The organism is Methylobacter tundripaludum SV96 (assembly GCF_000190755.2).
GTDB classification, from domain to species: Bacteria; Pseudomonadota; Gammaproteobacteria; order Methylococcales; family Methylomonadaceae; genus Methylobacter_A; species Methylobacter_A tundripaludum.
In genome coordinates this window covers 591,582-616,059 of sequence record NZ_JH109153.1, presented here as the reverse complement: position 1 = coordinate 616,059, position 24,478 = coordinate 591,582, and the positions used below count along the sequence as shown (strand labels likewise).

At 48.1% G+C, this 24,478-nt stretch carries 19 protein-coding genes; 9 read left to right on the top strand and 10 right to left on the bottom strand.

What is annotated here, in order from left to right; all coding sequences use genetic code 11:
- Positions 1-761 precede the first annotated feature (761 nt).
- Complete coding sequence (locus tag METTU_RS23335) at positions 762-1,100, bottom strand: PRC-barrel domain-containing protein (protein ID WP_006892799.1); 339 nt, start codon at positions 1,098-1,100, stop codon at positions 762-764.
- Positions 1,101-2,053: 953 nt separating this feature from the next.
- On the opposite strand from METTU_RS23335, the gene METTU_RS15835 reads away from it, so the two are divergent.
- From METTU_RS15835 to METTU_RS15820, 4 genes are all read left to right on the top strand, one after another.
- Positions 2,054-3,928 carry a pyruvate kinase gene (locus METTU_RS15835; RefSeq protein ID WP_040581285.1) on the top strand — a complete coding sequence of 625 codons (1,875 nt, stop codon included), beginning with the start codon at positions 2,054-2,056 and terminating at the stop codon, positions 3,926-3,928.
- Positions 3,929-3,958: 30 nt separating this feature from the next.
- The gene (locus METTU_RS15830) at positions 3,959-6,463 is read left to right on the top strand and encodes a glycogen/starch/alpha-glucan phosphorylase (protein ID WP_006892796.1); all 2,505 of its coding nucleotides are present in this window, start codon (positions 3,959-3,961) and stop codon (positions 6,461-6,463) included.
- Between the two features lie 139 nt (positions 6,464-6,602).
- Positions 6,603-6,929, top strand: a complete 327-nt coding sequence (locus METTU_RS15825) for a hypothetical protein (protein ID WP_006892795.1) — start codon at positions 6,603-6,605, stop codon at positions 6,927-6,929.
- Between the two features lie 309 nt (positions 6,930-7,238).
- A complete protein-coding gene (locus METTU_RS15820; RefSeq protein ID WP_006892793.1) occupies positions 7,239-7,496 on the top strand; it encodes a hypothetical protein in 258 nt (85 codons plus the stop codon).
- Positions 7,497-7,684: 188 nt separating this feature from the next.
- Here the strand turns inward: METTU_RS15820 and METTU_RS15815 are convergent, their stop codons facing one another.
- Positions 7,685-8,197 (bottom strand): hypothetical protein, encoded by a 513-nt coding sequence (locus METTU_RS15815; RefSeq protein ID WP_006892792.1) that lies wholly within the window; start codon positions 8,195-8,197, stop codon positions 7,685-7,687.
- A 551-nt stretch (positions 8,198-8,748) separates the two neighbouring features.
- Between METTU_RS15815 and METTU_RS15810 the strand changes: the two genes are divergently transcribed.
- Positions 8,749-9,039 (top strand): cupin domain-containing protein, encoded by a 291-nt coding sequence (locus METTU_RS15810; RefSeq protein WP_006892791.1) that lies wholly within the window; start codon positions 8,749-8,751, stop codon positions 9,037-9,039.
- 219 nt (positions 9,040-9,258) lie between these two features.
- Here METTU_RS15810 and METTU_RS15805 read toward each other — a convergent pair whose 3' ends face one another.
- Entirely contained in the window at positions 9,259-10,557 is a 1,299-nt protein-coding gene (locus tag METTU_RS15805; protein ID WP_006892790.1) for an Hsp70 family protein, read from the bottom strand.
- A gap of 667 nt (positions 10,558-11,224) precedes the next feature.
- Between METTU_RS15805 and METTU_RS15800 the strand changes: the two genes are divergently transcribed.
- On the top strand, positions 11,225-12,319 hold the full coding sequence (locus METTU_RS15800) for an alkene reductase (protein ID WP_006892789.1): 1,095 nt from the start codon (positions 11,225-11,227) through the stop codon (positions 12,317-12,319).
- Positions 12,320-12,650: 331 nt separating this feature from the next.
- Here METTU_RS15800 and METTU_RS15795 read toward each other — a convergent pair whose 3' ends face one another.
- Positions 12,651-13,493: a sugar nucleotide-binding protein gene (locus tag METTU_RS15795; protein WP_006892788.1), complete on the bottom strand. Its 843-nt coding sequence runs from the start codon at positions 13,491-13,493 to the stop codon at positions 12,651-12,653.
- 2 nt (positions 13,494-13,495) lie between these two features.
- Positions 13,496-14,431, bottom strand: coding sequence for a YbgA family protein (locus METTU_RS15790; RefSeq protein ID WP_006892787.1), 936 nt, complete (start codon positions 14,429-14,431; stop codon positions 13,496-13,498).
- A gap of 964 nt (positions 14,432-15,395) precedes the next feature.
- Here METTU_RS15790 and METTU_RS15780 point away from each other — a divergent pair.
- Together METTU_RS15780 and METTU_RS15775 are read left to right on the top strand one after the other, a co-directional pair.
- A complete protein-coding gene (locus METTU_RS15780; protein WP_006892783.1) occupies positions 15,396-15,824 on the top strand; it encodes a DUF1499 domain-containing protein in 429 nt (142 codons plus the stop codon).
- 15 nt (positions 15,825-15,839) lie between these two features.
- Positions 15,840-17,201 carry a cryptochrome/photolyase family protein gene (locus METTU_RS15775; protein ID WP_006892782.1) on the top strand — a complete coding sequence of 454 codons (1,362 nt, stop codon included), beginning with the start codon at positions 15,840-15,842 and terminating at the stop codon, positions 17,199-17,201.
- 36 nt (positions 17,202-17,237) lie between these two features.
- On the opposite strand, the gene METTU_RS15770 is transcribed toward METTU_RS15775, so the two are convergent.
- The 3 genes from METTU_RS15770 to METTU_RS15760 all read right to left on the bottom strand — a co-directional run bounded on the left by METTU_RS15770 (position 17,238) and on the right by METTU_RS15760 (position 20,026).
- On the bottom strand, positions 17,238-18,140 hold the full coding sequence (locus tag METTU_RS15770) for a TIGR01777 family oxidoreductase (protein ID WP_006892781.1): 903 nt from the start codon (positions 18,138-18,140) through the stop codon (positions 17,238-17,240).
- 415 nt (positions 18,141-18,555) lie between these two features.
- Positions 18,556-19,446 (bottom strand): alpha/beta hydrolase family protein, encoded by an 891-nt coding sequence (locus tag METTU_RS15765; RefSeq protein WP_254258001.1) that lies wholly within the window; start codon positions 19,444-19,446, stop codon positions 18,556-18,558.
- Positions 19,421-20,026, bottom strand: coding sequence for a hypothetical protein (locus tag METTU_RS15760; protein WP_006892779.1), 606 nt, complete (start codon positions 20,024-20,026; stop codon positions 19,421-19,423). Before METTU_RS15760 ends, METTU_RS15765 begins: the two co-directional genes overlap by 26 nt.
- A gap of 203 nt (positions 20,027-20,229) precedes the next feature.
- Between METTU_RS15760 and METTU_RS15755 the strand changes: the two genes are divergently transcribed.
- On the top strand, positions 20,230-21,102 hold the full coding sequence (locus METTU_RS15755) for a LysR family transcriptional regulator (RefSeq protein WP_006892778.1): 873 nt from the start codon (positions 20,230-20,232) through the stop codon (positions 21,100-21,102).
- 423 nt (positions 21,103-21,525) lie between these two features.
- Here METTU_RS15755 and METTU_RS15750 read toward each other — a convergent pair whose 3' ends face one another.
- Both METTU_RS15750 and METTU_RS15745 read right to left on the bottom strand, forming a co-directional pair.
- On the bottom strand, positions 21,526-22,752 hold the full coding sequence (locus tag METTU_RS15750; protein ID WP_006892777.1) for an HD-GYP domain-containing protein: 1,227 nt from the start codon (positions 22,750-22,752) through the stop codon (positions 21,526-21,528).
- Positions 22,753-23,024: 272 nt separating this feature from the next.
- Positions 23,025-24,305 (bottom strand): alpha/beta hydrolase, encoded by a 1,281-nt coding sequence (locus METTU_RS15745; RefSeq protein WP_006892776.1) that lies wholly within the window; start codon positions 24,303-24,305, stop codon positions 23,025-23,027.
- Positions 24,306-24,478: the final 173 nt, after the last annotated feature.

The window sequence follows — 24,478 nt, the reverse complement described above, 5'->3', positions numbered from 1 at the left end:
CAACCAGCCCTTAAGGCCTTTACTATCTTCGGGCTGGGGTGGGGCATTGGTTTCGGCAACCAGTACACATCGCCGTTGGGGAGAACATAGAGCCAGCGCGGGTGGTCGAGGCCAGTCGCAAAGGCTTTCACTGCAAGGCCAGCGGCAGCCCTTGGCGTTATGCCAGCAGGCCAGCCTTTGGCCGGGGCTATATTGACAGTAGGTAATAGCGTGAGGTTCGGCGGCGTTAGCTTCGGATGGGGACCGACGCCCGCCTGTTCCGGCAATGTCGCGACGTCACCACAGGCGTCAAGATTAAGTATTAACAGGCAGACGAGCAGGCGAAAAATGAAAGGGGGTGCATTCGGCATCTCTCCAGTTGGGAGGTAAAGAGGAATTAACGGCCTAAATAATTCAATTTTGATAAATGTTTGAAATCGTTCGGGCTGAGCCTGCTACCTTCTGGCCTTTGGTCAGGCTCATGCCGAATGAAGTTAGTACTTCACGGGGCCAGATCAATGATTTGGTTGTCGATTCCAGCCGGTTTGTGTTCCCCATTTCGCTTCATGATTAGTGCAAGCTATTGCCAAATCATTCCAAAGATCGCTGCCCCCGTTGAAGCCATTTTTCAGGGTTTATTATGATAAAACTGATTGAGTCCATCGCGCTGCAGTTCCCATTCATTCGAACTATCTGGCCAGTGCTTCTTATCAAATTCCGGAGCCGATGTTAAGGCGGTTTTATCCAAATCGAGGGCGTAATACTCCTTGCCGCTAGGCCAATTAAGTGGCTTCCAGGGAAATAATAAAGAGCTTGTCCACCATACCCAATACACCACCGAAAGAAACGACGGCATAGGCTACTTTGCCACTCCGAGGATCGAGTACTAACTCCTTGATGTCGCCGAGATTGTCTCCGTTAGGATTTTTCACAGGGGTACCGATGATCTTGCTGGCCCGGGTCATCTGCTGCATCGACTCATTGGACGCCTGGACATGCTCGACCGACTCTCCTCGGCTCTCTTGTTTGAGTTCCTTCTGCGTTTCTTTGACCGCACAGGAAGTAACCACGAATGTCGCACTCAAAAAAAGTACGGTTACAATGGGATTTAATGTTTTCATACTATTCTCCGATTCCTTAAAACGATCTCAGTAAGATTACAGATTTACTCGGTACGTTGTGACGTTCTTAAACCCCAACAAACTCTAAAGTGGACCCCATTGTCCAGACAAAAAATACCTTAATTTAAGATAGAGGCCTGTTCACACTCCAGCTGAATGGCGCTGTCCCAGTTTTGCGGGCACGAGGTCTGATATTTCAGCCGTACCGTTAAATTTATCCACAATCTTTGCCCCGCCGCCTCTAGCCGTTTTATAGACTTCATCCGGCGTTCGCTGCGAGACAGGAGTCGAGTAGTCCCCAGAAGCGATAGCGCATGTGTTTTCACGAAGCGCTTTTTGCGTAGTGAAAATGCAGGCTTTCCGACATCGCGTCGAGTCGTTGGGTATCTAACGAATGAAGCAGGACGGCTGGGGCAGCCGCAGGCATTAGCGGTCGCGTAGCTTTTGCCGCTTGTTGGGCAAGGATGCCCATAAAAGCTTTCGCAAAAATAGCGACTCCCCGCATTGGTCTCCTTTTATTTAAGTCATAAACAGTATAGACGGTTTATGCTGTTTTGCGGTTTTATTTTGATCGCATATCCTCAGTTGGTTGTCATACGGGCGTCACAGTGAGGAAGTTTAATCTTCAATGAAAAAAAACTGCTGTTTTTACTCAATGAAGCCGAAAAACTACAGTTTTCCGGTGTTAATTTAAAAGACCAAACTACTGACACTGAACATAGTGATCAGTTGAAACAGGCTAATTTTTTACTGGATTAACATTTTCTGACCTGCCGTTTTCGTATAAGGCGATTGAATCAGTTCTTATTTTCTTCAAATCGTCTTCCCAAACTGGATAGGATTCTGTGTAATTAATTTCTTACACAAGCTCCTTTTGTCATCAAGCTGTCACATTTCTTAAGTAGTCTCGATTCATTGAAATGTAATGATTTATTAAACAATGATTCATGCATATGATAGCCACTAAAGAAGTTACTACAGATCCCTACAAAGATGTTCTGAAACAAATTCTTGCAGAGGTCGCTGAGCTACGCCAAAAAATTGAAATCAATGCAAATCAGCGCCTGCAAAAATATCAGGGCTACTATCATTCCGGTCGTTTTTCTAAAAGCGCCTGTAATCTTGCGCATTATCTTGCCATGCGGCAATTTGATCTGCGTCATTTACAAGATCGCTTGGCTCAGGCCGGTTTATCTTCGCTGGGTAGAGCTGAAGCATCGGTATTATCGACGTTGGATTCGTTGATAGAGGTATTGAAACGGGCAACAGACAAACACTATCTACCGGGTGAAAAAAAACCAAGCGAATATGGCTTTAACCGGGGCCAGCAGCTGCTGGAGCAGCATGCTATTGAATTATTCGGGCCCTTTCATGAACACGGCAGAGCGCATGTTATGGTGACCTTGTCTACAGAGGCCTCTTGGGATTATACGCTGGTAAGTTCATTGCTTGAAAAGGGTATGACCTGTGCGCGTATCAATTGTGCACACGATGATCCTGTTGTCTGGCAGGGAATGATAACAAATATCCGGCGCGCAGAAACAAAAATGGGCCGTCCCTGCCGTATTCTTATGGATCTTGCCGGGCATAAGGTTCGCACCGGCCCCGTTGCTCTGGGGCCTTCGATTCATCACATCCGTGTACAAAAAGATCGGACGGGAAAGATCGTTGCTCCAGGGTATCTGATTTTAACAGCCGACTCTGAAAGCCCGTCTGTGGATAGCTCATTATTCAGAGTATCCATCCCCAAGCCGCTTCATAAGAAACTTGCACCAGAAGTGTGCCTAAGTTTTATTGATAATCAAAACAAACAGCGTTGCTTGAAAGTTGAAAAAGCGCTTTCTGACACGGATTGGTTGGTGAGTTGTGAAAGAACGGCTTATCTTGTTCCAGGTTGCACATTAATGCTTGCAACGGCAGGGCACCGGAAATCAGTTGATAAGTTTACATTGGGGAAATTTGCAGGCGAGCCTCTGGATATCCGTGTACTTAAAAATCAATTGTTATTGTTAACTACCGGTAATATCGACGGTAAGCCCGCTGAATATGACGATAGCGGGGTCTTGATTCATCCTGCTCAAATTGGTTGTACGCTTTCTTCGGCAATAGAAAAACTTGAAATAGGTCAAACGGTCTGGATTGATGATGGAAAACTGGGGGCGATCGTCGAGGTGGTGACCGAGCAGGGTGCATTGTTACGTGTAACAGTGGCAAAAACCAGTGGAGTTCGTATACAAAGTGACAAAGGGATTAATTTTCCGGAAGCCGAGTTTAATTTACCGCCGCTAACCCAGAAAGATTTAGCCGATCTTGACTTTGTTTGTGTGCATGCCGATTTAGTCGGTTTTTCATTTGTAGAAACGCTGGCAGACATGGAGTTTTTGATGTCAGAACTGGCAAAGCGGAATGCATCAGAACTGCCTATTATCGCTAACATTGAAACCAACCTCGCGGTAAAAAATCTTCCCGATATTCTATTAGGGACTATCGGCAGGCGTAATCTCGGCATCATGATTGCCAGAGGTGATTTAGCCGTAGAATTAGGCAGTGCCAGACTCGCTGAAATTCAGGAAGAACTCCTGTGGTTATGTGAGGCGGCTCATGTCCCTGTCATCTGGGCAACTCAAGTACTCGAATCTATTGCTAAAAAAGACACCCGGTCAAGGCCTGAGTTTACCGATGCGGCCATGGCGGTCAGGGCTGAATGCGTTATGTTGAATAAAGGCCCCTATATCCTTGATGCTATAGAAGCGCTGGTGAACGTTATGATTCGCATGCACGAACATCAAAGGAAAAAATTCTCCCGCTTGAGAGCCTTGCACTGGTAAGTAGCTTAAATTCTCTTTGAGGATCAGATCATGCCCAGCAACAAATTTGTAATCAGCAAACCCAAGCCATCAATCACCAAGCTCCCCGAACAGGGTCGAAAAAAAACGGATTTCATTGACGACTTCAAACAATATTATGTCCATTTACTGGGCCGGGACGAAAACTGCCGGTCGCCCTATTATGCCGGGGAAGCCTTATCGCAGGCGATTCGCGACCGCTTGATGGAGCGCTGGAAGGCCACTCATCAAACCTATAAAAGCAATGACTGCCGACGCGGATATTATCTGTCGATGGAATTTCTGATGGGCCGGACATTGAGCAATGCCCTGCTTAATCTGGGTGTAACCGAGCCCGTTACCCAGGCCATGTACGATCTCGGCATTGCCATCGAAGAGTTGATCAGCAGCGAGCAGGATGCAGGGCTGGGCAATGGCGGCTTAGGTCGTCTCGCCGCTTGCTTTATAGACAGTTGCGCGACCTTGCAGCTGCCGGTCATAGGTTACGGTTTACGTTACGAGTACGGCATGTTTACCCAGACTATTGTCAATGGCGAACAGGTCGAAAAGCCCGATCATTGGCTGCGTCACGGCAACGTCTGGGAAATCGAGCGGCTGGAATATTCGCATTCCATTAAATTCGGCGGCCATACCGAAATCCAAACCGATGAAAGCGGCAAGCAACGGCATTGCTGGATGTCCACCAGTAATGTATTGGCCGTACCTTTCGATACGCCGATACCCGGTTATCAAAATGGGACCGTGAACTCGTTGCGACTCTGGAAGGCCGTAGCTACCGAAGAATTCAACCTGGACGAGTTTAATGCCGGCGATTATGCCGAAGCCGTCGCGGCAAAAAATACCGCTGAAAATATCACCATGGTGCTGTATCCCAATGATGCCAATGAAAACGGCAAAGAGCTGAGATTACGGCAACAATATTTCCTGGCTTCCGCCAGCTTGCAGGATGTTATTGCCCACTGGACCGGTATGCACGGCGATAATTTCGAACGTTTTGTTGAAAAAAGCTGCTTCCAGCTAAACGACACCCATCCGAGTATTGCGATAGCCGAATTGATGCGCCTGCTGATGGACATGCACGGCTTGAGCTGGGATCAAGCCTGGGCCATCACCAAAAACACCATGGCCTATACCAACCACACCTTGTTGCCCGAGGCGCTGGAAAAATGGCCGGTCAGCCTGATGCAACGGTTATTGCCGCGCCTGACGGAAATCATTTTTGAAATCAATGCCCGCTTTATGGCTGAAGTTGCGATGCATTGGCCCGCCGACGGCGAACGCTTAAGCAGAATGTCCGTCATCGAAGAAGGTGCTGAGCAACAAGTCAGAATGGCCCATCTGGCTATCGTCGGCAGTTTTTCCGTGAACGGCGTTGCCCAGTTGCATTCCCAGTTATTGCAACAAGACTTGTTCAAAGACTTTTACGCCTTGTGGCCGCATAAATTCAACAACAAAACCAATGGGGTGACGCCACGGCGCTGGTTAGCCGCCTGCAATCCCGAGTTGGCAAGCCTGATAACGGAAACCATAGGCGACCGCTGGATTACCGATTTATCGCAACTGAAAAGACTGGAACCCTATGCCGAGAATGCCCAATTCAGGCAACGCTGGCATGCCATCAAACAGGCCGCAAAACAGCGTTTGATCGACTACAAAAAAATCAAACACGGTACGGAACTGCGTTTTAGCGTCGATGCCTTATTCGATGTGCAGGTTAAGCGCATTCATGAATACAAGCGCCAACTGCTCAATGTATTGCATGTTATTCATCTTTATAACTGTATTAAAAAAGGCGACGCTGACCGAGTGCCACGCTGCGTGTTAATCGGCGGCAAAGCGGCTCCCGGCTATCGCATGGCGAAAAAAACCATCAAACTGATCAACAATGTCGCCCAGGTTATTAATTCGGATCCCGAGGTAGGCGATAAATTGACCTTGCTGTTTTTGCCGGATTACCGCGTTTCGGCCATGGAAAAAATCTGTCCCGGCGCCGATTTGTCCGAACAAATATCCACCGCCGGCAAGGAAGCGTCAGGTACCGGCAACATGAAGCTGATGATGAATGGCGCGATCACCATCGGCACACTGGATGGAGCCAACATTGAAATACGCGAAGAAGTGGGCGATGAAAACTTCTTTTTGTTCGGCTTGACCGAAGAGCAAATCGAAGCCAGACGAGCCCACTACGATCCGCTCGAAATGATCGACCAGGATGAAGACTTGCAACGGGTCATGCATCTGCTGGAATCCGGCTATTTCAACCAGTTCGAGCCGGGCATATTCGACGACCTGATCAACTCGATCAAAAGCCCGCACGACCCCTGGATGACGATTGCCGATTTTAGAAGTTTTGTCGATGCCCAAAAACGCGTTGAAGATGCCTATCGGGATAAAGACCATTGGACCAAAATGAGCATCTTAAATTGTGCGAACAGTGGCAAATTCTCTACCGATAGGACGATCAGTGAATATAACCGGGATATCTGGAAATTAAAACCGCAACCCGTAAAGAATTAATAATTTCTCAATCACTTCAGCTTGAGAGTGAAGAAATCGCTGTAAACCGCAGTTAAATAAAATCATACACTCCTTTAAACTCATTACTGGCACTTAAAGCCAATAATGCAATACCTACCGCGACAATAGGAGTAAGACCATGAAAAATAAAAAAAAGACTACTGATTCATCAAAAAAAACAAAAGAAAAATCCGTTAAGAAAGATGGAAAAAAATTATGGATAAAGAGAAAAACGGATTGGCTAATGGATGACTTAGGGGAAGAAATCCTTGATATCTTTAAAGAACTTGGTTTTGATGAGGACTACATCCAAGACCAGCAGAGCATATTAGCGGGCAAAAATAGATTCGCAATTCTGCTCTGGTGTAATGAGTTAGACGCAAGCTGCAATGCAGCATTGGCTGATAGACTGGGTGTCAACGTGGACGACTTCAACATCACTTTAAAAACCCTGACCAAACTATGACACCAAGAAAATAGTAGAAAATCGCAATAGCCATTTCAACATGATTTTGTCATCGACTGACGACAAAGGATGATGCTATGACGCCAAAAGAATTAACAATACAAGCATGGTTCCTGTATAAAAAATAATCTACTTTAATTTTAAATATAGACATTCAGCGGAACGGGAAGCAGGGCTGCATCATTTAGCTGAGCGAGCCCATGCCAGATATAGACGGCGACTGGAAGCTTGGTGGCGTAGTATGTAAATCAGAAAACGGCAAGGTTAATACACAAGATACCGACTGAATTATCTGCCAATCAACTAATCATGAAAACAGAAAAGTTTCTACACAAATTACAGGCCTTTTTTGACACGGACAGCCACAAAAAAAGACAACATATTCAGGAGTTAAAAAAAGTACTCATTAAGCTCAAGAAAAAAGAGCGGAAAATCGCCTATACCCTGTTACAGGCAGATGATGATTGCTTAATTAAGCAATATCAAACTGAATTGGAAATCATCCGGATACAGCGAAAAAAGGGCATCGAAGTATTGCAGCAACATATAGAACCTAAAAAGTCATAAAGACAATTCCTAAGTCTATACGCGAAGGCAGTCTGACCTTGGGTGCTACCAAACTAGCCCCGAACCTTGCCGCTGGACGGCAATTCCCCGTTTTTGTATTTAGATAGGAAATAACGGGGGTCAGAGTAAGCGTATATTTAAGTTTACTCTGCCCCCTTGGTTTCATTGTTGTGAAGTTGATGGCTGTATTATTTACGGGCGCCAGCTGCCTTATCGGGTGTGTCCATAATGCGGTTTAGCAGGTTGGTCTGTTGTGATACTCTATCCGCTTGAGTTAAGTCGATCATACCTTTAAGATCTGAAAAACGTCTCTCAGCTTCTTTTAGGTCTTCTGTTGCTTTAACCAAATCACCCTCTTGTACCGCTGCTCGAGCTTTTTTCAAATAATCATTAGCACGGTTACGATTACGGTCAAGTTTATCGTTAGCATTGATTTCTTTACTTAACTTTAATGCATCTTTGATATTGCTGATAATGACATCGTCGCCAGCTTTGCCAATGTCTGCCGCGCCACCGCTGTTTCTTACTTGAATAGCGTTCAATGCTTCAGCAACTTGGCCTAAAGTAGCCTCAATTCCTTCAATGGGCGTCATTCTATTGTACATACATGCCATACCCAAACAGGTGTCAGCAGTAGCCGAAAAAGATCCTAAAGAAAGTGCCAATGTAGTCGCTACGACAGCGCTTTTTAATAATTTCATGTGATGTAATCCTCGTTGTAGTTATTATTATTAGGTCTGTAACTGCCTAGATATTAAGCATATTTAATTAGTTACATGACAATGTGGACTTTATCATAACTCTTGTGAATATTAGAATGAATTAACGGGTTCCAGGAATTCAGCGCACCTCAAATAAAAGTAATTAACGATCTAAAGTATTTTATTTAGGGTGCAAAATCTCCCCTCTCTTAGTCAATAACCGGGATCCGAGAAAGCTTGAATTCGCCTGACGCAACGCTAAGCAGGTCTATGTCTCATTGCTCTGCAATGAGGCCGAGGACCCAGCAGCGCCCGTCAACCGGCAGGGACTGATATGTTTTTTCAAAGCCGGCCCGTCGAGCTTCCAATTTGGAGGGGCTAAAAATAGCGTCAGTTTTTTCCGGTCGGTTAAGTAGTATCCATTATTAAAACAATACGATAGCAGTAATTGTTAATAAACTTCGGTGCTCTTTATGGGTAAGTTTTCAGCGCTTTTTGACAGGCCTGATGTTAGAATTACTCTTTCAACAAGTTTAATTTTTAGGAAGAACATGAGCAAAATTACCATCGAACACAATCCTAGCGAAGAGCGATTAAAAGAGCTGGGTGTTGCCAACTGGGAAATCTGGGAAAAAGAAATTTCAAAATTCCCAATAGATTTTGATGAAACTGAATGTGCCTATGTTCTGGATGGCGAGATTTTGGTAACGCCGGCGGGCGGTGAGCCGGTACGAATTCTGCCTGGCGATCTGGTGTCGTTCCATGCAGGGTTGGACAGTCAATGGGAAGTGGTCAAGCCATTACGCAAGCATTACAGCTACGATTATCCCAACGGCATTTAGTCTCCGAATTATGCGCCATGATGGCACCCATGGCGCTTGACGGGAAAGTCGCCCGGAATAAACAACCGATAAACTGAATTTAACCTGATAGGTGCCTTTAATAAACCGGTAGCTGTCAGGTTAAGTCTATTCGTTTAGTTCAAATTCGACGCCACGGCATTTGCCGGTTTTAGCAATCGAGTCTCCCATCAACACGGTGATCGATTTAGATGACAGGGGTCAATTAGCACCTAAATAATAACGTCTTGCATCACACGCTAAACCAAACCCAACGCTTGATAAGCGGTTGCCATCAGAAATTTCGGCATGTGGAAATGTGCGATGAGTGATTTGTTGAATCAGCGGAATAGCGGTACCGCCGCCTGTTAGAATGACCAAGGCAACTTCATCTGTTTTTATCCCCGCCATAACAATGCAGGCATTGATGGTTTTTTGGATGCTCTCAATACATCCATGCAAACTATCCTCGAATTTTGCCCGATCTAGGCGCACTTGCAAGTCTGTTTCAATGAAAGAAAGGTCAGCCGATGTTTGCTCGCAGGCGCTAAGACGGATTTTGGCTTCCTCAACGATAGACATCAAGGCGTGACCCTGCTCTTCCTCTACGATTGACAGCAGTCTATTGGTAAGGACTTTATCATTTGATTGGCCAATTAGCTGCCTTAAATCCCTTTTGTATTTTTGCGTATACATAGACTGAATTTTGCTCAATTCTGAAAGGTCGAAGAAAGGCGTTATTGGAAAACCCAGCCCTTTGCAACCCCAAAGCGAACCCAGTCCTAGTAGTGGCATGAAACACTTCATACTCAAAGCGCGGTCAAAATCATTGCCGCCCATTCGAATCCCTGCATTAGACAGAATGTCCTCCTGGCGATCATGCTTTTTGATATAGCGCTCCGATAAACGCATTACCGTAAAGTCGGATGTGCCGCCGCCAATGTCCATAACGACGGCTAAACGTTCTGTATCGCCCATCGTTAATTCATGAGCAAATGCGGCGGCAATCGGCTCGTATTGAAAGCGAATATTTTTAAAACCGGCGGCCGCAAATATGGCATCGAGCTGGGCTTCCGCCTCTTTGTCTGCTTTGTCATTGCCGTCGACAAAATGAACCGGTCTTCCTGCAACTACGTTGTTGATTTCCCTGTCGGCCGATAGCTCTGCTTTACGTTTTATATCTTCAATAAAATGCCCAATAATGTTTTCGAAATTTGTTTTTCTTCCGCTGATATAGGTTCCTTCTTTCATCAGGGATGTTCCAAGTACACGCTTAAAACTTCTCATAAATCGCCCATCCTCTCGAGCGATATGAGCCGTAATTGCTTTGCGGCCAAAAACAACAGTTGGGCTTTCTGTCGGGAAAAAAATTGTCGAAGGGATGGTTAAGTGTTCGTCTTCTACTGGAACCAATGTTATTGGATCGTCATTTCCCTGGGCAATCGCTACCGTTGTGTTCGAGGTTCCGAAATCGATTCCACATGCAATTTCATTGGATTCCTGTCTTTTGAATGTTTTCATACTAAGTTTTATCGTGAATAGACCCGCAACTGCTCATAAACAGCAAGCTGCAATTGAACGGGGGGATTTGATATAAATGAACTATCGAGCTATTAAATTGTTCTAACAGGGGAAATAGAGGTAATGTTTTTTCAGCTGTATCGTTAATGGGTAATCAGAATCAACCATTGATAATTAGGATTTTCAACGTGGTAAATTAAATTGATGGGCTGATCCGGCACGCTGGTTTTTTTGCTTGATTGTCGGTAATCATACCGGAACCGCCAGGAATCAGCGTTTTCATATTATCACAGTCGGCTTTCGGCAACCATAAATCTTGGCAAGTTACTAATTATAAAGCGGTTACTGGTGTTGATTTGTTTTTAAAAGTGAACAAATCAGTTGTGCTAATCTCGCTCCAGGATTGGCAACTGTAAATCAGCGACCAAGCTTTCCACTTAAGGCTTCTTCTATATCCCGTTTAGGGCCATAGCATAATACTGCATCCTCAGGATGAACCGAATAACGCAACAAATCTTGTAAGATTTGACGCATTTATAAACATGCAGCAAATACAGTTTGATGATTTAATACAAAAAATAAAGACGGTCTTTATAAGTGAAACTAAAGCATTTTTCGTTGGATTTTAAAAGTTACCTGTATCACGTTATTCAAATGGGAGGACATCATGACATTAGTCACAAGTGATAAAAACAACCTGTTTTCGCCTATATTGTTGGGGGACATGGTATTAGCCAACCGGATAATCATGGCGCCCTTAACGCGCAACAGGGCGGGTGAGGGCAATGTGCCTCAGGATATGAATGTTGAATATTACCGCCAACGAGCCGGGGCCGGTTTGATTATTAGCGAAGGCAGCCAAATATCGGCTAGCGGCATTGGCTACCCTGGAACTCCGGGCATTCATTCCGAAGCGCAGGTTGCAGGCTGGAAGCGTGTCACCGATGCCGTTCATGATGAAGGTGGCCGGATTTTTATCCAGCTTTGGCATACCGGCAGAATCTCCCATTCATCGCTGCAACCCGATCATATTTTGCCGGTCGCCCCCTCTGCGCTGAAAGCCGCCGGTCAGGCTATGACTTATGAGGGCTTGCATGATTTTGAAACGCCGCATGCATTAACTCTCGATGAGTTGCCGGGTATTGTTGCCGAGTATGCAACTGCTGCACAAAACGCCAAAGCGGCCGGTTTCGATGGCGTGGAGATTCATGCCGCCAACGGGTATCTGCTGGATCAGTTTTTAAGGGACGGCACCAACCGCCGGGAAGACGGCTACGGCGGCGATATTGTCAACCGGATGCGCTTGTTGGTCGAAGTTGTCGGAAAAGTCATCGCTGTTTGGGGGGAGGGTCGTGTCGGCGTGCGAGTGTCGCCGGAAAACAGCTTTAACGATATTAAAGACAGTCAGCCGCAACAGACCTTTAATGCCGTCGCTAAAAAATTATCCGATTATCCGTTGGCCTATCTGCATGTTCTGGAAGGCGACATGCTGACCGGCGAGCGGCAGGTGGATTATGCGGCATTAAGAAACTGTTTTGCCGGTTTCTACATGGCTAATAACGGCTATGACCTGGAACGCGGCAACGAGGCCATTGAACAGGGGCATGCCGACATGGTGGCCTATGGTAAGTTATTTATCGCTAACCCGGATTTGCCGGAGCGGTTCGCGAAAAACCTGCCGCTGAATGCGCCCGATCAGGCGACTTTTTATGGTGGGGATGAAAAGGGGTATACCGATTACCCGAAGTATGTGGGTGCGTGAGGGAGTAAGTCAAAAGAACACCACGAAGACACGAAGAACACGAAGAAGAAGCGTGTTTCGTGGTGAAAAAATCATCGCCGTGCGGCGATTAAATAACCGTTTTACGCTGGGGATCCCAGGTGACGAAGCTCTCGGCAACCGCTCCTGCGTTGCTCTAGCTCATGCATTCATGCAAGTCATAGTTTCGCGAGACGGGAAGCTGGAGCTTCCCACACCGAATTCCCAAGCTGGAGCTTGGGAACTAGCATTCAATCTTGTTGTTTCCCATGACTTCATTCGGCACAGCGCGCCTGTACTCGTTCCCACGCAGCGCGTGGGAACGAGTACATTTTCAGCCATCCCTTGCGGCGATTAATTCCATATAGCCGTCTTTATAGCTTGGGTAGTCGAACTGATAACCCAACGCTTTTAAGCGAGTATTGCTACAGCGCTTATTCATTCCGGCATCCGCATCGACTGCTTTAACAGTCGGTGGCGGGCAATGCAGCCGATCCGCCAGCCAGGTCATGACTTCCCAGGTCGGTGCCGGATCATCATCGCTGGCCAGATAACATTGAGCTAAGGCCCTTCCCGCCAAGCGCTGTTCCAGTAAAAAAGATAAAACGCCGACACAATCCTGTTGATGTATCCGGTTGGTAAAATAAGGCGGAGTTTGCTGTATGGCCGGTGCTTGCAGCGCCAGTCTTAACAAGTATTCCCGCCCCGGTCCGTAAATGCCGGAAAAACGCACCACGATATTAGCCGGGTTCGAATCCATCAATTTTTGTTCGGCTTGCCTGATCAACCGGCTGGTGATATTGGCCGGTTCCGCGGCTGAGTCTTCATCGATCCATTCGCCTGCCGATTGTCCGTAGACGCTGGTGGACGAGACCATTAGCCAATGCGTTTTCGGTAGTCTCGCAAGCAGGTTATTCAAGCCGGTTTCATAAACAGCGCGGTAGCTTTGTTCATTGCGTTCGTCAGGCGAAACGATAAAAAATGCCTGCGTAAAGTCGGTGCCCAAATTCGCCAAGTCGGCGGCTGAACTTATATCGGCAACGACATAGTGGATAGGGCCGGACGCGGATAAAGGCGGCTTGCGTTTTAGCCCGGTGACATCACGACCCTGGGTCGATAAAACCCCGGCAAGTTCCGAACCTATCGCGCCGCAGCCGACAATTAAAATTTTTGCCATGGTTATAATTGATTGATGAGTTGCAGTTCTTGCGGATAAGGCGACATGTAATAGGACTCTTCGATGTACGGATCGGGTGTCTTGCGGAAATGATGTTTAAGCAGGGTTAAAGGGACTATCAATGGGACGTAGCCGTTGCGGTAACGTTCAATCACTTCGCAAAGTTCGGCCTTATCGTCGGCGCTTAACGCCTTTTTTAAATAACCTTGAATATGCTGCAAGACATTGACATGATTTTTACGGGTAGCGACCTTTTTAAGGGTAGTCATCAGCTGCAAAATGTATTGTTCTGCAACGTCTGCAAGATTGGCTTTGGTGAGTCCTGCTAATAGTTGCCCTAGGTCGCGATAATCTTCATGACTCATGATGATGAGCTTATGGCGCGCATGAAAATTAGTCAGGCTGCCGGGTGTTAATCCCTCGGCCAGCATTAATTTCCAGCGGTAGAGCACATAAACGCGTTGGATAAAATTCTCGCGCAGTCCGGGGTCGCCTAGTCGGCCCTCTTCCTCTACCGGCAACAACGGGTTATTGCGCATCATTTCCTGAGCATAAATGCCGACCCCATCCTTGTGCGGTTGAGCGCCGACATAAACCTTCACCCTCTCCATGCCGCAACTGGGCGAATCCTTTTTTAAAATATAACCGCATAAGTCGGCGTGTAAATCTTTTTGATATTCAGCGCGGCTGCGTAAGCGCTCGGTTACATCCATTTCAGGGTCTTTAATACCTACACAGCGTATTGCATTGTCGATTTTTACCAGGTGAATAGTGGGGCGAGGCGTACCCAGGCCGATTTCTACTTCCGGGCAAAAGGGATGAAAATCAAAGTATTCAGTCAGGGTGCCGGTAATATAAGAATCCCGTTTGTGTCCTCCATCAAAGCGGACATTTTGACCCAATAAACAACTGCTGATGCCGATAGGAATTTTTTTCATGGATTTGAGGAGTATTGAATGAACGAGTGATCGAGTCTATCGGCTTTGCCGGATTTTTCAATCGATTTATGGTCTTTCGTTTTAGCAGGGGCGGGGAGGAAGATTTAATCATTCGGCTAAGACATCGGCCCAATAGCGGGTTCACTTGCTAGGTAATGGCACTTATTGATTGAAGAAATTGAACTCTCTATTCTACAAGATGGGGGCCTGACTCAGTGTGCTCCTTCTCCAAAGGGGGATGCAGGCGGCATGGCGCCTCCAAGGATGGCGGGAGGTAAAGCGGCCAACGTAGGCGCTTTACCAACGCATGGACGCAGGAGGTGGGAGCAATACAAGAGCAGTTGCCGAAGGAACGAAGATCTATTTCTGCAGTTCGATTCGGGTTCTTCGTGCTTTTATTTATCAATCTCAAATTATGGACTTACTGATCGCTATCACCGGCCCTAACATAAATCCGCAAGTTGCCTGTCATCCAACGAAGTTTACTCAAGCCGATGAGCTAAGGAGTGATCATGGAATACCACATATCCGAATTGTTGATTAATATCTGGGGCACTGTTTTGATATTGATGTTGTTGAGGTATAAGAGCTGATCATGGAGGAGCACTAAGTATCCGAAGTATTGATTAATATCCTATTGATGTTGTTTTGAATGGAATGGTTTCGAGCTCAGTCCAGGTTTGCTTATTTTAGTGTCGGTGGCTGGTGTCGCCATTATCCTTGGCGTGATGACTCGGCAGGCGGCTATGTCCTTCATCAAAATGTTGGCGTTTATGCTGTATGCGGAGGGCTGCCGGTCATGTTGATTTACAATGGTTATCAGTATGACGCATTAAGAGGGTCGGTTAGTGAAAAGCTGCATCAACGCAAGTCTCAACGTTACGCAAATGTGTTGCCGTTTTACTTTTAGTAAGCAGTCCTCACCAATGCCCAATACCGCAAATCCATTTAAGGAGTTACACTGATGACGTTTAAAACCATTCTTTATATTATCGTTATGACGCTAAGCACAGCAACTCAGGCATCAGGAAAACAACTACCACCGTGTCCAAGCAGTCCCAACTGCGTTTCCAGTCAGGCGACGGATGCCGATCATGCTATTGCGCCGTTTAAAATCGTCGGCGATGTCGAAGAGGCTTGGACGGCACTGAAAAAAGCCTTGATCAGCCAAAGCCGGACGGTGATCACCGACGAAACCGGCAACACGCTTCATGCCCAGGCAACCAGTCTGGTGTTTCGCTTTGTGGATGATGTAGACGCGATACTGGATAAGGACGCCAGGTTAATTCATATCCGTTCCGCATCGCGTACCGGTTACGGCGATTTCGGGGTTAATCGCAAACGGGTGGAAATGCTCCGATCGCAACTGCAACAGGCTCATGTGATTGAATGATCGGGTAAACCTTCGATGATTCAATACTCAACCTCGCTGTTCATATTCCGTCGCGACCTGCGCCTTCAAGACAATACCGCGTTACTTGAAGCCCTGCGGCTTTCGGGGCAGGTGATTCCCTGCTTTATTTTCGATCCCCGGCAGATTGAACCGCATCCTTACCAGAGCAAACCGGGCTTGCAGTTTATGTTGCAGTCCATTCAAGATCTTCAACAGCAGTTGCAGTCGGCAGGCGGCAAACTGGCGCTTTATCATGCGTTGCCGGAGCAGGTCGTAAGGCAGCTGGTCGAACAGCAACAAATACAAGCCGTGTTTATCAATCGCGATTACACGCCTTTCAGCCGGCGACGTGACGATGAGTTGGCCGCTGTTTGCAAGCAGCTGGGCATTGCCCTGCATACGCTCCCCGATAGCCTGCTTAATGAGCCGGAGCAGGCTGTAAAAATGGATAAAACGCCCTATAAAGTATTTACGGCGTTTTATAACAATGCCAAACAGTTCCCGGTTGCCTTGCCGGAAGTTTTGGTTAAGTCTAATTTTTTGGCGGCGGCTTCCGAATTTACCATCGACCAGCTCGATTTATCAGTCACGGAACCCGCAATCAAAGGCGGTCGCAAACAGGCGCTGGCAATACTGGACCGGCTTGGCGACTACGTCGATTATCTAAATACCCGCGACTTCCCGGCACTGGATGCGACCAGCAAACTTTCCGCACATTTAAAGTTCGGCACCTGTTCGGTCCGGGAAGTGTTTTACGCCATTACCGAACAACTCGGCAGCGAGCATCCGCTGATTCGGCAACTGTATTGGCGCGACTTTTTTACCCATATCGCTTATCACTTCCCGCAGGTTTTCGGGCGGGCTTTTTTGGAAAAGTTTGCCGATCTGACTTGGGATAATAATCCCGATTATTTTCAAGCTTGGTGCGATGGCAAAACCGGCTTTCCGATAGTGGATGCAGGGATGCGCGAACTCAACGCCACCGGGTATATGCATAACCGGGTGCGGATGATCACCGCCTCATTTCTGGTCAAAGACCTGCATATCGACTGGCGTTGGGGCGAGCGTTATTTTGCCCGGCATCTGGTCGATTACGATCCTTGCGTCAATAACGGCAACTGGCAATGGACCGCATCGACCGGTTGCGATGCGCAACCGTATTTCAGGATTTTAAACCCCTGGCTACAGCAGCTTAAATTCGATCAGGACTGCCGGTACATTTATCGCTGGTTGCCGGAACTGCAAGCTTTTCCGCCCAAAACCATTCATCAATGGGATAAGAAACACAGTGCTTGCAGTTACCCGGCACCGATTATCGATCATGCCCGTGAGAGCCAACTCAGCAAGGCCCGGTTTAAGGAGGCGGCCAGTAGGTAGCGTTGGGTTGAAAAGCTTGTTCAAAGTCGGCGGCATCTATTTATGCGATAACGCCTCATGCAACGCAGCGGCAAGCTCGTCATATTGAAACTTGAAACCGTGCGCCAACAGCCGTTCCGGTATCACCCGCTGACTGCCCAACACCAGTTGTGACATTTCTCCGAGCAGTATTTTCAACAGCCAGGCCGGAACCGGCAGCAGGGCGGGGCGTTTCAGGCATTGCGCCAATGTCCGGGTAAATTCGGCATTGGTAACAGGGTTCGGCGCGGTCGCATTATAAGCGCCGTGCATGGTTGAATCGGCAATCATGGTCAGGGCGATATTGATCCAGTCCTGACGATGAATCCAGGACATCCATTGCCGCCCGTCGCCCAAGCGCCCGCCCAATCCCAAACGAAACGGCGGCAACATGCGTTGCAGAAAACCGCCGCCATTGCCAATAACCAAGCCGGTCCTGATCAGACAGACCCTGACGCCGAATTGTTCGGCTTGTTTTGCGGCGGCTTCCCAATCGGCGCAAAGCCGCTCCGAGAAATCTTCATAGGGCGTCGATTGTTCGGTTAACACCGTGTCGCCCTGATTGCCGTAATAGCCGATCGCGGAACCGCTGATTAACAGCTCGGGTTTAACGCTCATGCGATCAATGCAGGTTATCAAGTGTTCGGTCAGGTCGATACGGCTGGCCCTGATCAGCTGTTTGCGGTCCTCGCTCCAGCGGGCGTCGACAATCGGCGCACCGGCAAGATTGATGATGACCTGGCAGCTGTCTTCCGCTTTAAGTTGCGAGAGGCTGCCCAGCGCATTAACGCCCGAGCCGCATATTTTGCCAACCTTCTCGGGACTGCGGCTTAACACCGTAACGGCATGACCTTGATCGATCAGGTTTTTAGTCAATGCACTGCCAATAAAACCGGTACCTCCGGTAATAAGAATGTTCATAATCGTGTCCTCATAACCATTAAGATTGATTTGGAAAACTTTTATTAATGCCCAAACAGCATTAACCCGATAGTGACAGTAAAACGGGTGATAGACCAATTAAAATTGCGGGGATTTTGAAATTAATGTTTATGGCTAAGTAGTTAATTCACCACGAAGACACGAAGCCCATCAGTCGCGAAGTGAATCCAATGTCATGGAAGGTAACTTGGCGGCTTGTAGGTGTTTGATCGATGCGAAGTGCCAGTAGACAGTTTTATATCCATGTGCTCTGGATTCGCTACGCGCTTTAACGGGTCCGGCAATCACTGCCGGAATGACGCGCTTGAAAATACTCATGTATGACAACGAGCGCGCGGCGCGTGGGAACGAGGTGAATGTAAGAATTGCAATCATTAAGCGTAGGCCGTGACGCTTAACGACCCACCGAAATCAAGAAATCCAGCAATGTATCATTAATGCCCGGCCACTGCGCATGGGGTTTATCGCCTTCGCAATACCAGGTTTTTACACCCTTAGCGCAACCGGAATAAGCCATGCAGCCATTGGCAATCTTTTCAGGTATAGGCTCGCATTGATTGCACGCCGCCCACCAGCCGGAAGACTGCTGACCATACTTCGGGAACAAGCGATCGTTCACGCTGTGCATGACCATCACAGGAATCGGAGCCGGGCATTTATGATCACGCAAATCCTGATAATCGATTCCTGCTGCGCTAGGCGCAATCGCCTTGGGAATATGCTTGGTGCCGGACATAAACGCCAAAGCCATCGCAGCAGTACCGCCGTCAGAATGCCCGGTAAGGAAAATACGTTCTTTATCAACACACCATTGCTTGGCAATCAGGCCGGGAATAGTTCCGAGTTCGATGGTAGAGGTAGGCGATAAATCGGGATGATCGGCATAAGCGACGATAAATCCGGCGGTCGTTGCTTTCAGCGTAAGTGCGGTCGTTTTCTCGGTTTTTGCCCGGTTTGAGCCTGCCGGAGAAAAGACCAGCAGCAACGGATGAGCGATAGTGGCATCATAATTCAATGGCGTGCGTATATTGTATTTAATGCCTTCCAGCGTCGATTCGCCATTGACGATGCCGGATTCTCCGTCGAGCTTACCGGCAACGCATTGCGGATTTGCGTTTTCTCCGGCATAAGACGCGCTGCCTACTTGAGAGTACTCGTCATTATCTTCGCTGAAAAAAACTATCAGCGTTATAACAATAGGTAGCAAGAACAGTAACTTGAAAACGTTGTTCCGCAAAGTCGATTTATCCAGGTAGGCTTTAAGCATCGGATGGCCTCGCTGCATGTTTGCCGACGGCGCGTTTCATTAAGTAAACAACTCCTGCGATAAGCACCACGACGAATAGAGATTTTATCGGCAAATTGTCTGAAGCTTCTTGCTCAAGACCTATCGAAAGCGGGATATGGCTATCGATGCTTTTGTCTTGATGCACTATCGCGACATGGGCCAGATAATTGCCCGCACCGAATTTACTGAAATCAACCACGCCATTCACCGTGCCCGATTTTATTTTCGTCGGTTCCAGATAGAAAACCCGGGTTCCTTCCGGTTCTTTGGTGACTTCAAATTCGACGGTTAAATTACGCAGGCCTTTGCCTTCATAATCGAATACCAGATTAGTGGAGCCCAGATGCGGAATAATCTGGCAATACTCTTTGTCATTGCTCAATGCCGGTGTATAAGCGGTAAAGTGTACCCGCTCATGACCCACCAGGATATTGCAGGCATCGACTTCATTATTCGCCCCGCGATGAGCATAGACGGCCGACGGCAAAGCGACGGCCAATAATCCAAATAAACCTAAAGCGCGGCAACTACAGGCTAAGGTGTTGATTAATGGGGGGAACAGAATGTTCTTTTTCATGTTTAAAACCTCTCGCTCGTAAACAGCATCTTATCGGCATTAATGCCTAAAATCACTAAAGCGACTGTATTCAAGATTGTCGCTTTCATAGCTTTCTCATATCGTTTTTATAAGATAAGCGCAATCGTATAGTGAAATACAAAGGTTTGTATAATACTGACTTTCTATGGAACAATAGCTTTTTGCTATATCAGGAGGCTCTCATGGAAATGCAGCAAATCCGCTATTTTTTGGCAGTCTGCGATCAGGGAACAATCACCCACGCCGCGCAACTCACTTACGTCTCGCAACCGTCTTTGACACAGGCGATAAAAAAACTTGAAGAGGAAATGGGCGGGGAATTATTTACGCGCACTCGCTCCGGTTGCCTGTTAACGCCGTTAGGTCGCATGGTTGAAGCCAATCTGCGCAAGATTTACAAAGACCTTCAGGCGACCAAAGCGGAAGCGATTCGTTTTACCCGGTTAAACACCATTCCCTTGCGCATCGGCCTGATGACCACGATAGGCGCGCAACGCCTAAGCCCTTGTCTTGCGTGGTATCAGCAGGAATACCCGAATATCGAACTGGAATTAATCGTCGATAGCGAAGCGAGTTTATTGAAGCAACTGGATTCAGGCTCACTGGATCTGGTGATCAGCGCCCCGGCGCAATTACCGGCAGTACCGTATCAATCGACCTTGCTTTATGAAGAACGCTACGTGGTCGCATTCAGCAATACCCATCGTTTTAATCAACTGCAAAAAGTCGATCTGAAAGCGATACAGTCGGAGCCTTATTTAGACCGGTTAAATTGCGAGTTGAGAGAAGATTTGAAATGCATTTGCCAGAATCAGGAAATCAATCTTTACGCCGCTTACCGCAGTAACAGCGAAGAATGGATTTTGCGCATGGTGCAGGAGGGTATCGGTGTTGCATTGATGCCTGAATATACCCTGCCCAAACAGGCAACGGACATCAGTTATCGTTATCTATCGGAGCCTGAAATCAGCCGTCAGGTTTATGCGATTCATACCAACCAGACATCAGCAAAGTCGGAATTGCAGGCATTGATCGTTAATTTGAGCAGTACGTAAAATCGGCGCTTAAGCCGTTGGTCGAAAGCATTAATTCACCACGAAGGCACGAAGGACACGAAGTTTTATGTTTTTCATCGGGTATTACGGAATTAAGAGCATTGAAAAACTCGTCAACAGAAACCCCAGCTTGCTTGAGATCGTCGCTTAAGGATTTGGTTTAAAATAACTTCCCGAAACCACTATTTTCGATCGTCGAGCCGTTCGTGCTGAGCTTGTCGAAGCATGATCGGCTTGACGCGGTAGCCTGAAATTTTCCCGCTCACCCTTCGACAAGCTCAGAGCGAACGGAAAAATTTCACCCAATCCATATCGGGGAGTTATTACTGACCATATCCTAAAGTACTTCACGATGATTAGGAACAACATAGCTTTGAGAACCTTTTTTAGGGCCTGATCATTTTCCCGCTTCCACAAGCCAATCTATCCAGCCACAGCCAGCCGGTAATAAAGCGCTGCATTTTCAGTCAATTTAGCCACCACTCCCGCATCGAGATGGCCGCTGGCAACGCGCGACTGTAAGTCGTCGAGAATATATTCAAGGCTCATGGTATGGCGATAAGGCCTTTCTTGCGCTAAGGCCTGGAAAATATCGGCAACGGTAATGATGCGGCATTCCAGGTCCAGTTCTTTGGTGCCGTTTTTAAAAGGATAACCGTCGCCGATCAAAGTTTCATGGTGGAACCCTGCCCACAGCGGAATCTTCGAGTCGTCAAACACCCGTTGCAGGATGCGGAAGGTGTCGTAGCTATGCCGATGCATGGTGGCCCGTTCCTCCGGCGTCAGGCTGCCCGGTTTGTCGATGATGTCTTCCGATACCCGCAATTTGCCGATGTCGTGCAACAGCCCGGCGATTTCAACCTGCTCCAGCTCGTAGCCTTTAATGCCGAAATCCATAGCCAATTGCCGGGCGATATGCGCCACCCGTTGCGAGTGTTCATCGGTGTACGGGGATTTGGCATCCACTACGCGCGAAAACAGCCGCGCCAGTTCTTTGAGCGCAGGAATATCCAGCAAGGTCGTTGGAATATGGCTGCCGATGCTGCGTAAATCTTCATCCAGATATTCGGGTTCCATGGCCAGCCAAAAAGCTTCGACATCGGCGATTTCGGCAAAGGCATCCACCAGCTCCGGTGCAAACAAGATGCCGGACAGCGTTTTGATTTGCGCGATAATCGCCGGATACTCGGTCAGTATATGGCCGGTGCTCAGGAAAGGCGCTTGCAGCATATCGATGCGATCCGCCAGATACAGCAGATTGGTACGCAAGCAAAGGCGATGATCGACAGACGAAGCCAGCAGGTCTTCCCAGCGGGTGTGATGGTAGCGAATCTCGGCGGACAAATGCGCCAACGGCGGACAGGCCGACAAATAATCGGCGCCGCGGATGCAATGATCTTCCGCACCGTCCCATTCCAGTGTTTCCGTGAGTTGGTGGTGCTCATGAACTCTGGAAACCCCGCAATCATGCAGCATACCGGCGTAAAGAATGGACAGGCAGTCAACTTCCGACCAGTTCAAGTGCCGGGCAATAGCCCGGGCCATGATCGCCACGCGCTTGCCGTGCCTGACTTCGTCAACGCCGACTAAATCCAGCGCGCAACTCAATGCGGTAATGGCATTATGTATATCAACGTGTTGCTGTTGCATGGCAGTTAGGGCTCCGCTGGGTGACGAATCGGTTCGATTGAAACACCCTCGATTTTGACAGGCGAGGCGATAATTGTCTTTAAAAATTTGTGGCGTGGAGGAGGGGGAATGCTGCCCGCTTAGCGGTGTGCCGCGAGGACTTTGCCCTGCTTGAGCCAACAGTATTGCGGGTATGGCGGCGCTAAAAATACGGTAGTGTTCCCGTTTGCCGGTAATCAGGGAACACCTATCAGCACCGCAACGTATTTTTCTTTGTCGCTCTCATCGATAGGCTACTTCATTTTCAGGTTTGACGACTTCTTCAGCCAGTGATTGGGCTTCCCCGAAATCCACGATTGGGCAACGGCGTCGGACTTGCCGATGCTGTCTAAAAATGCGCTGGATACGCTGAATACGGCGGCGATATGTTTAAAATCCTGTTCGCTGTCCTGCCGATCGCCATGCGGAGGCCCGCCCATCATGCCTCCCGGAGGAGGGCCACCGGCCGGGCCGCCCCCGCCTTGAAAAGAACCGCCAAAGCGCGGCATGGCGTCGCCGGGGCCGGTTTTTCCGCTGGATTCCTGAGGTGAACCCGGCTCTTGCCGGTGTTCCAAGTTAGATCCTGCCAATAGTTGATGATTGCCTTTATTTAATAGCAGCAAATATTTATTGCCAAGCGGTGCGTATTCCCAGATTGCCGTGCGCACGTAAGGAGAACTGATCCCGTAAGGATCGTCGTCCTCGCTGCCGGTCACCACCAGCAAGGGAATGGAAATGTTTTTGTAACGGGTTGCGACCTGACCGAGCGCCATATCGACGGACGGGCTGAATAAAATCGCGGCAAGCGGCTTGAAGTCTTGCGCTTGGGACAGATCGGCCCCGGATTTCTCGCCAATCATCGCCGCCGCTGTTTGCGCGCCGAGGTCGTAACCGGCAACGATCAATCGCGACAAATCCGCGGCCGCAAACAAGCCTTTGCCTGACGTTGACCTCAGCTTGAGTTGAGCGTGAGCCCAGAGCAGGTGGTTGATGCGTTTGTTCAGGGATTCATGCGAGAAATGCTCATGCCCCAGATAGTGCAGCTCACTGTTTCTGAGGGCTTTCGACGGCATGGATTTGTTGTCGCCAGGCGGACTCCGCTCGTCTTCGGGAGGTCCGGGCAGTCCGGCATCGTCGCCCATTCCTTGCATTGGCCCCAGTTCTTTAAGCGCTTCGCCGATTTCAAGCGGTTGCACGCTGAAAACCGCGTAACCGGCTTTAGCCCAGGTTTCGCGCCAGAGTCGGCCGCCATCGGCATGCTCGCCCAAGCCCGGCAGGTAAATAATCAGCGGATAAACGCCCGGAGCCGTCGGTGCAAGCATTGAAATTTCCACGGCTTGACCATCATGCCGCCAAGTTTCGCGGATCGAATCGATCGCATAGCTGTGCGCGGGAGCGTAGCCGCCCTCGGCAATAAACTGTCCGACCTTTTCAGCCTGCTCTTCCGATGTTGGCGGGGACGGGCGGAAAAAACAACCGGTCAGGAAAACTGCACAGGCGATAATCGCCGGAAAATAAGCCGTAGTTTTGTTCATGGCGATTTGAGGGAGTGGTGCTTGATATGAAGGATTCAGTATGCCGGAATTACGGGTAAATCAATGTTAGCAAAATGTAAAATTGGGTAAATGCGGCGACAGTAAGAATAACCACGAAGACACGAAGAACACGAAGTTTTCAATGAATTAATTAAGTATTTTTCTTCGTGGTG

What these genes read in the sequence shown, in the direction of transcription:
- METTU_RS23335 (WP_006892799.1), bottom strand. Translation starts at nt 1,100, where the DNA reads ATGAAAACATTAAATCCCATTGTAACCGTACTTTTTTTGAGTGCGACA.
- METTU_RS15835 (WP_040581285.1), top strand. Translation starts at nt 2,054, where the DNA reads ATGATAGCCACTAAAGAAGTTACTACAGATCCCTACAAAGATGTTCTG.
- METTU_RS15830 (WP_006892796.1), top strand. Translation starts at nt 3,959, where the DNA reads ATGCCCAGCAACAAATTTGTAATCAGCAAACCCAAGCCATCAATCACC.
- METTU_RS15825 (WP_006892795.1), top strand. Translation starts at nt 6,603, where the DNA reads ATGAAAAATAAAAAAAAGACTACTGATTCATCAAAAAAAACAAAAGAA.
- METTU_RS15820 (WP_006892793.1), top strand. Translation starts at nt 7,239, where the DNA reads ATGAAAACAGAAAAGTTTCTACACAAATTACAGGCCTTTTTTGACACG.
- METTU_RS15815 (WP_006892792.1), bottom strand. Translation starts at nt 8,197, where the DNA reads ATGAAATTATTAAAAAGCGCTGTCGTAGCGACTACATTGGCACTTTCT.
- METTU_RS15810 (WP_006892791.1), top strand. Translation starts at nt 8,749, where the DNA reads ATGAGCAAAATTACCATCGAACACAATCCTAGCGAAGAGCGATTAAAA.
- METTU_RS15805 (WP_006892790.1), bottom strand. Translation starts at nt 10,557, where the DNA reads ATGAAAACATTCAAAAGACAGGAATCCAATGAAATTGCATGTGGAATC.
- METTU_RS15800 (WP_006892789.1), top strand. Translation starts at nt 11,225, where the DNA reads ATGACATTAGTCACAAGTGATAAAAACAACCTGTTTTCGCCTATATTG.
- METTU_RS15795 (WP_006892788.1), bottom strand. Translation starts at nt 13,493, where the DNA reads ATGGCAAAAATTTTAATTGTCGGCTGCGGCGCGATAGGTTCGGAACTT.
- METTU_RS15790 (WP_006892787.1), bottom strand. Translation starts at nt 14,431, where the DNA reads ATGAAAAAAATTCCTATCGGCATCAGCAGTTGTTTATTGGGTCAAAAT.
- METTU_RS15780 (WP_006892783.1), top strand. Translation starts at nt 15,396, where the DNA reads ATGACGTTTAAAACCATTCTTTATATTATCGTTATGACGCTAAGCACA.
- METTU_RS15775 (WP_006892782.1), top strand. Translation starts at nt 15,840, where the DNA reads ATGATTCAATACTCAACCTCGCTGTTCATATTCCGTCGCGACCTGCGC.
- METTU_RS15770 (WP_006892781.1), bottom strand. Translation starts at nt 18,140, where the DNA reads ATGAACATTCTTATTACCGGAGGTACCGGTTTTATTGGCAGTGCATTG.
- METTU_RS15765 (WP_254258001.1), bottom strand. Translation starts at nt 19,446, where the DNA reads ATGCAGCGAGGCCATCCGATGCTTAAAGCCTACCTGGATAAATCGACT.
- METTU_RS15760 (WP_006892779.1), bottom strand. Translation starts at nt 20,026, where the DNA reads ATGAAAAAGAACATTCTGTTCCCCCCATTAATCAACACCTTAGCCTGT.
- METTU_RS15755 (WP_006892778.1), top strand. Translation starts at nt 20,230, where the DNA reads ATGGAAATGCAGCAAATCCGCTATTTTTTGGCAGTCTGCGATCAGGGA.
- METTU_RS15750 (WP_006892777.1), bottom strand. Translation starts at nt 22,752, where the DNA reads ATGCAACAGCAACACGTTGATATACATAATGCCATTACCGCATTGAGT.
- METTU_RS15745 (WP_006892776.1), bottom strand. Translation starts at nt 24,305, where the DNA reads ATGAACAAAACTACGGCTTATTTTCCGGCGATTATCGCCTGTGCAGTT.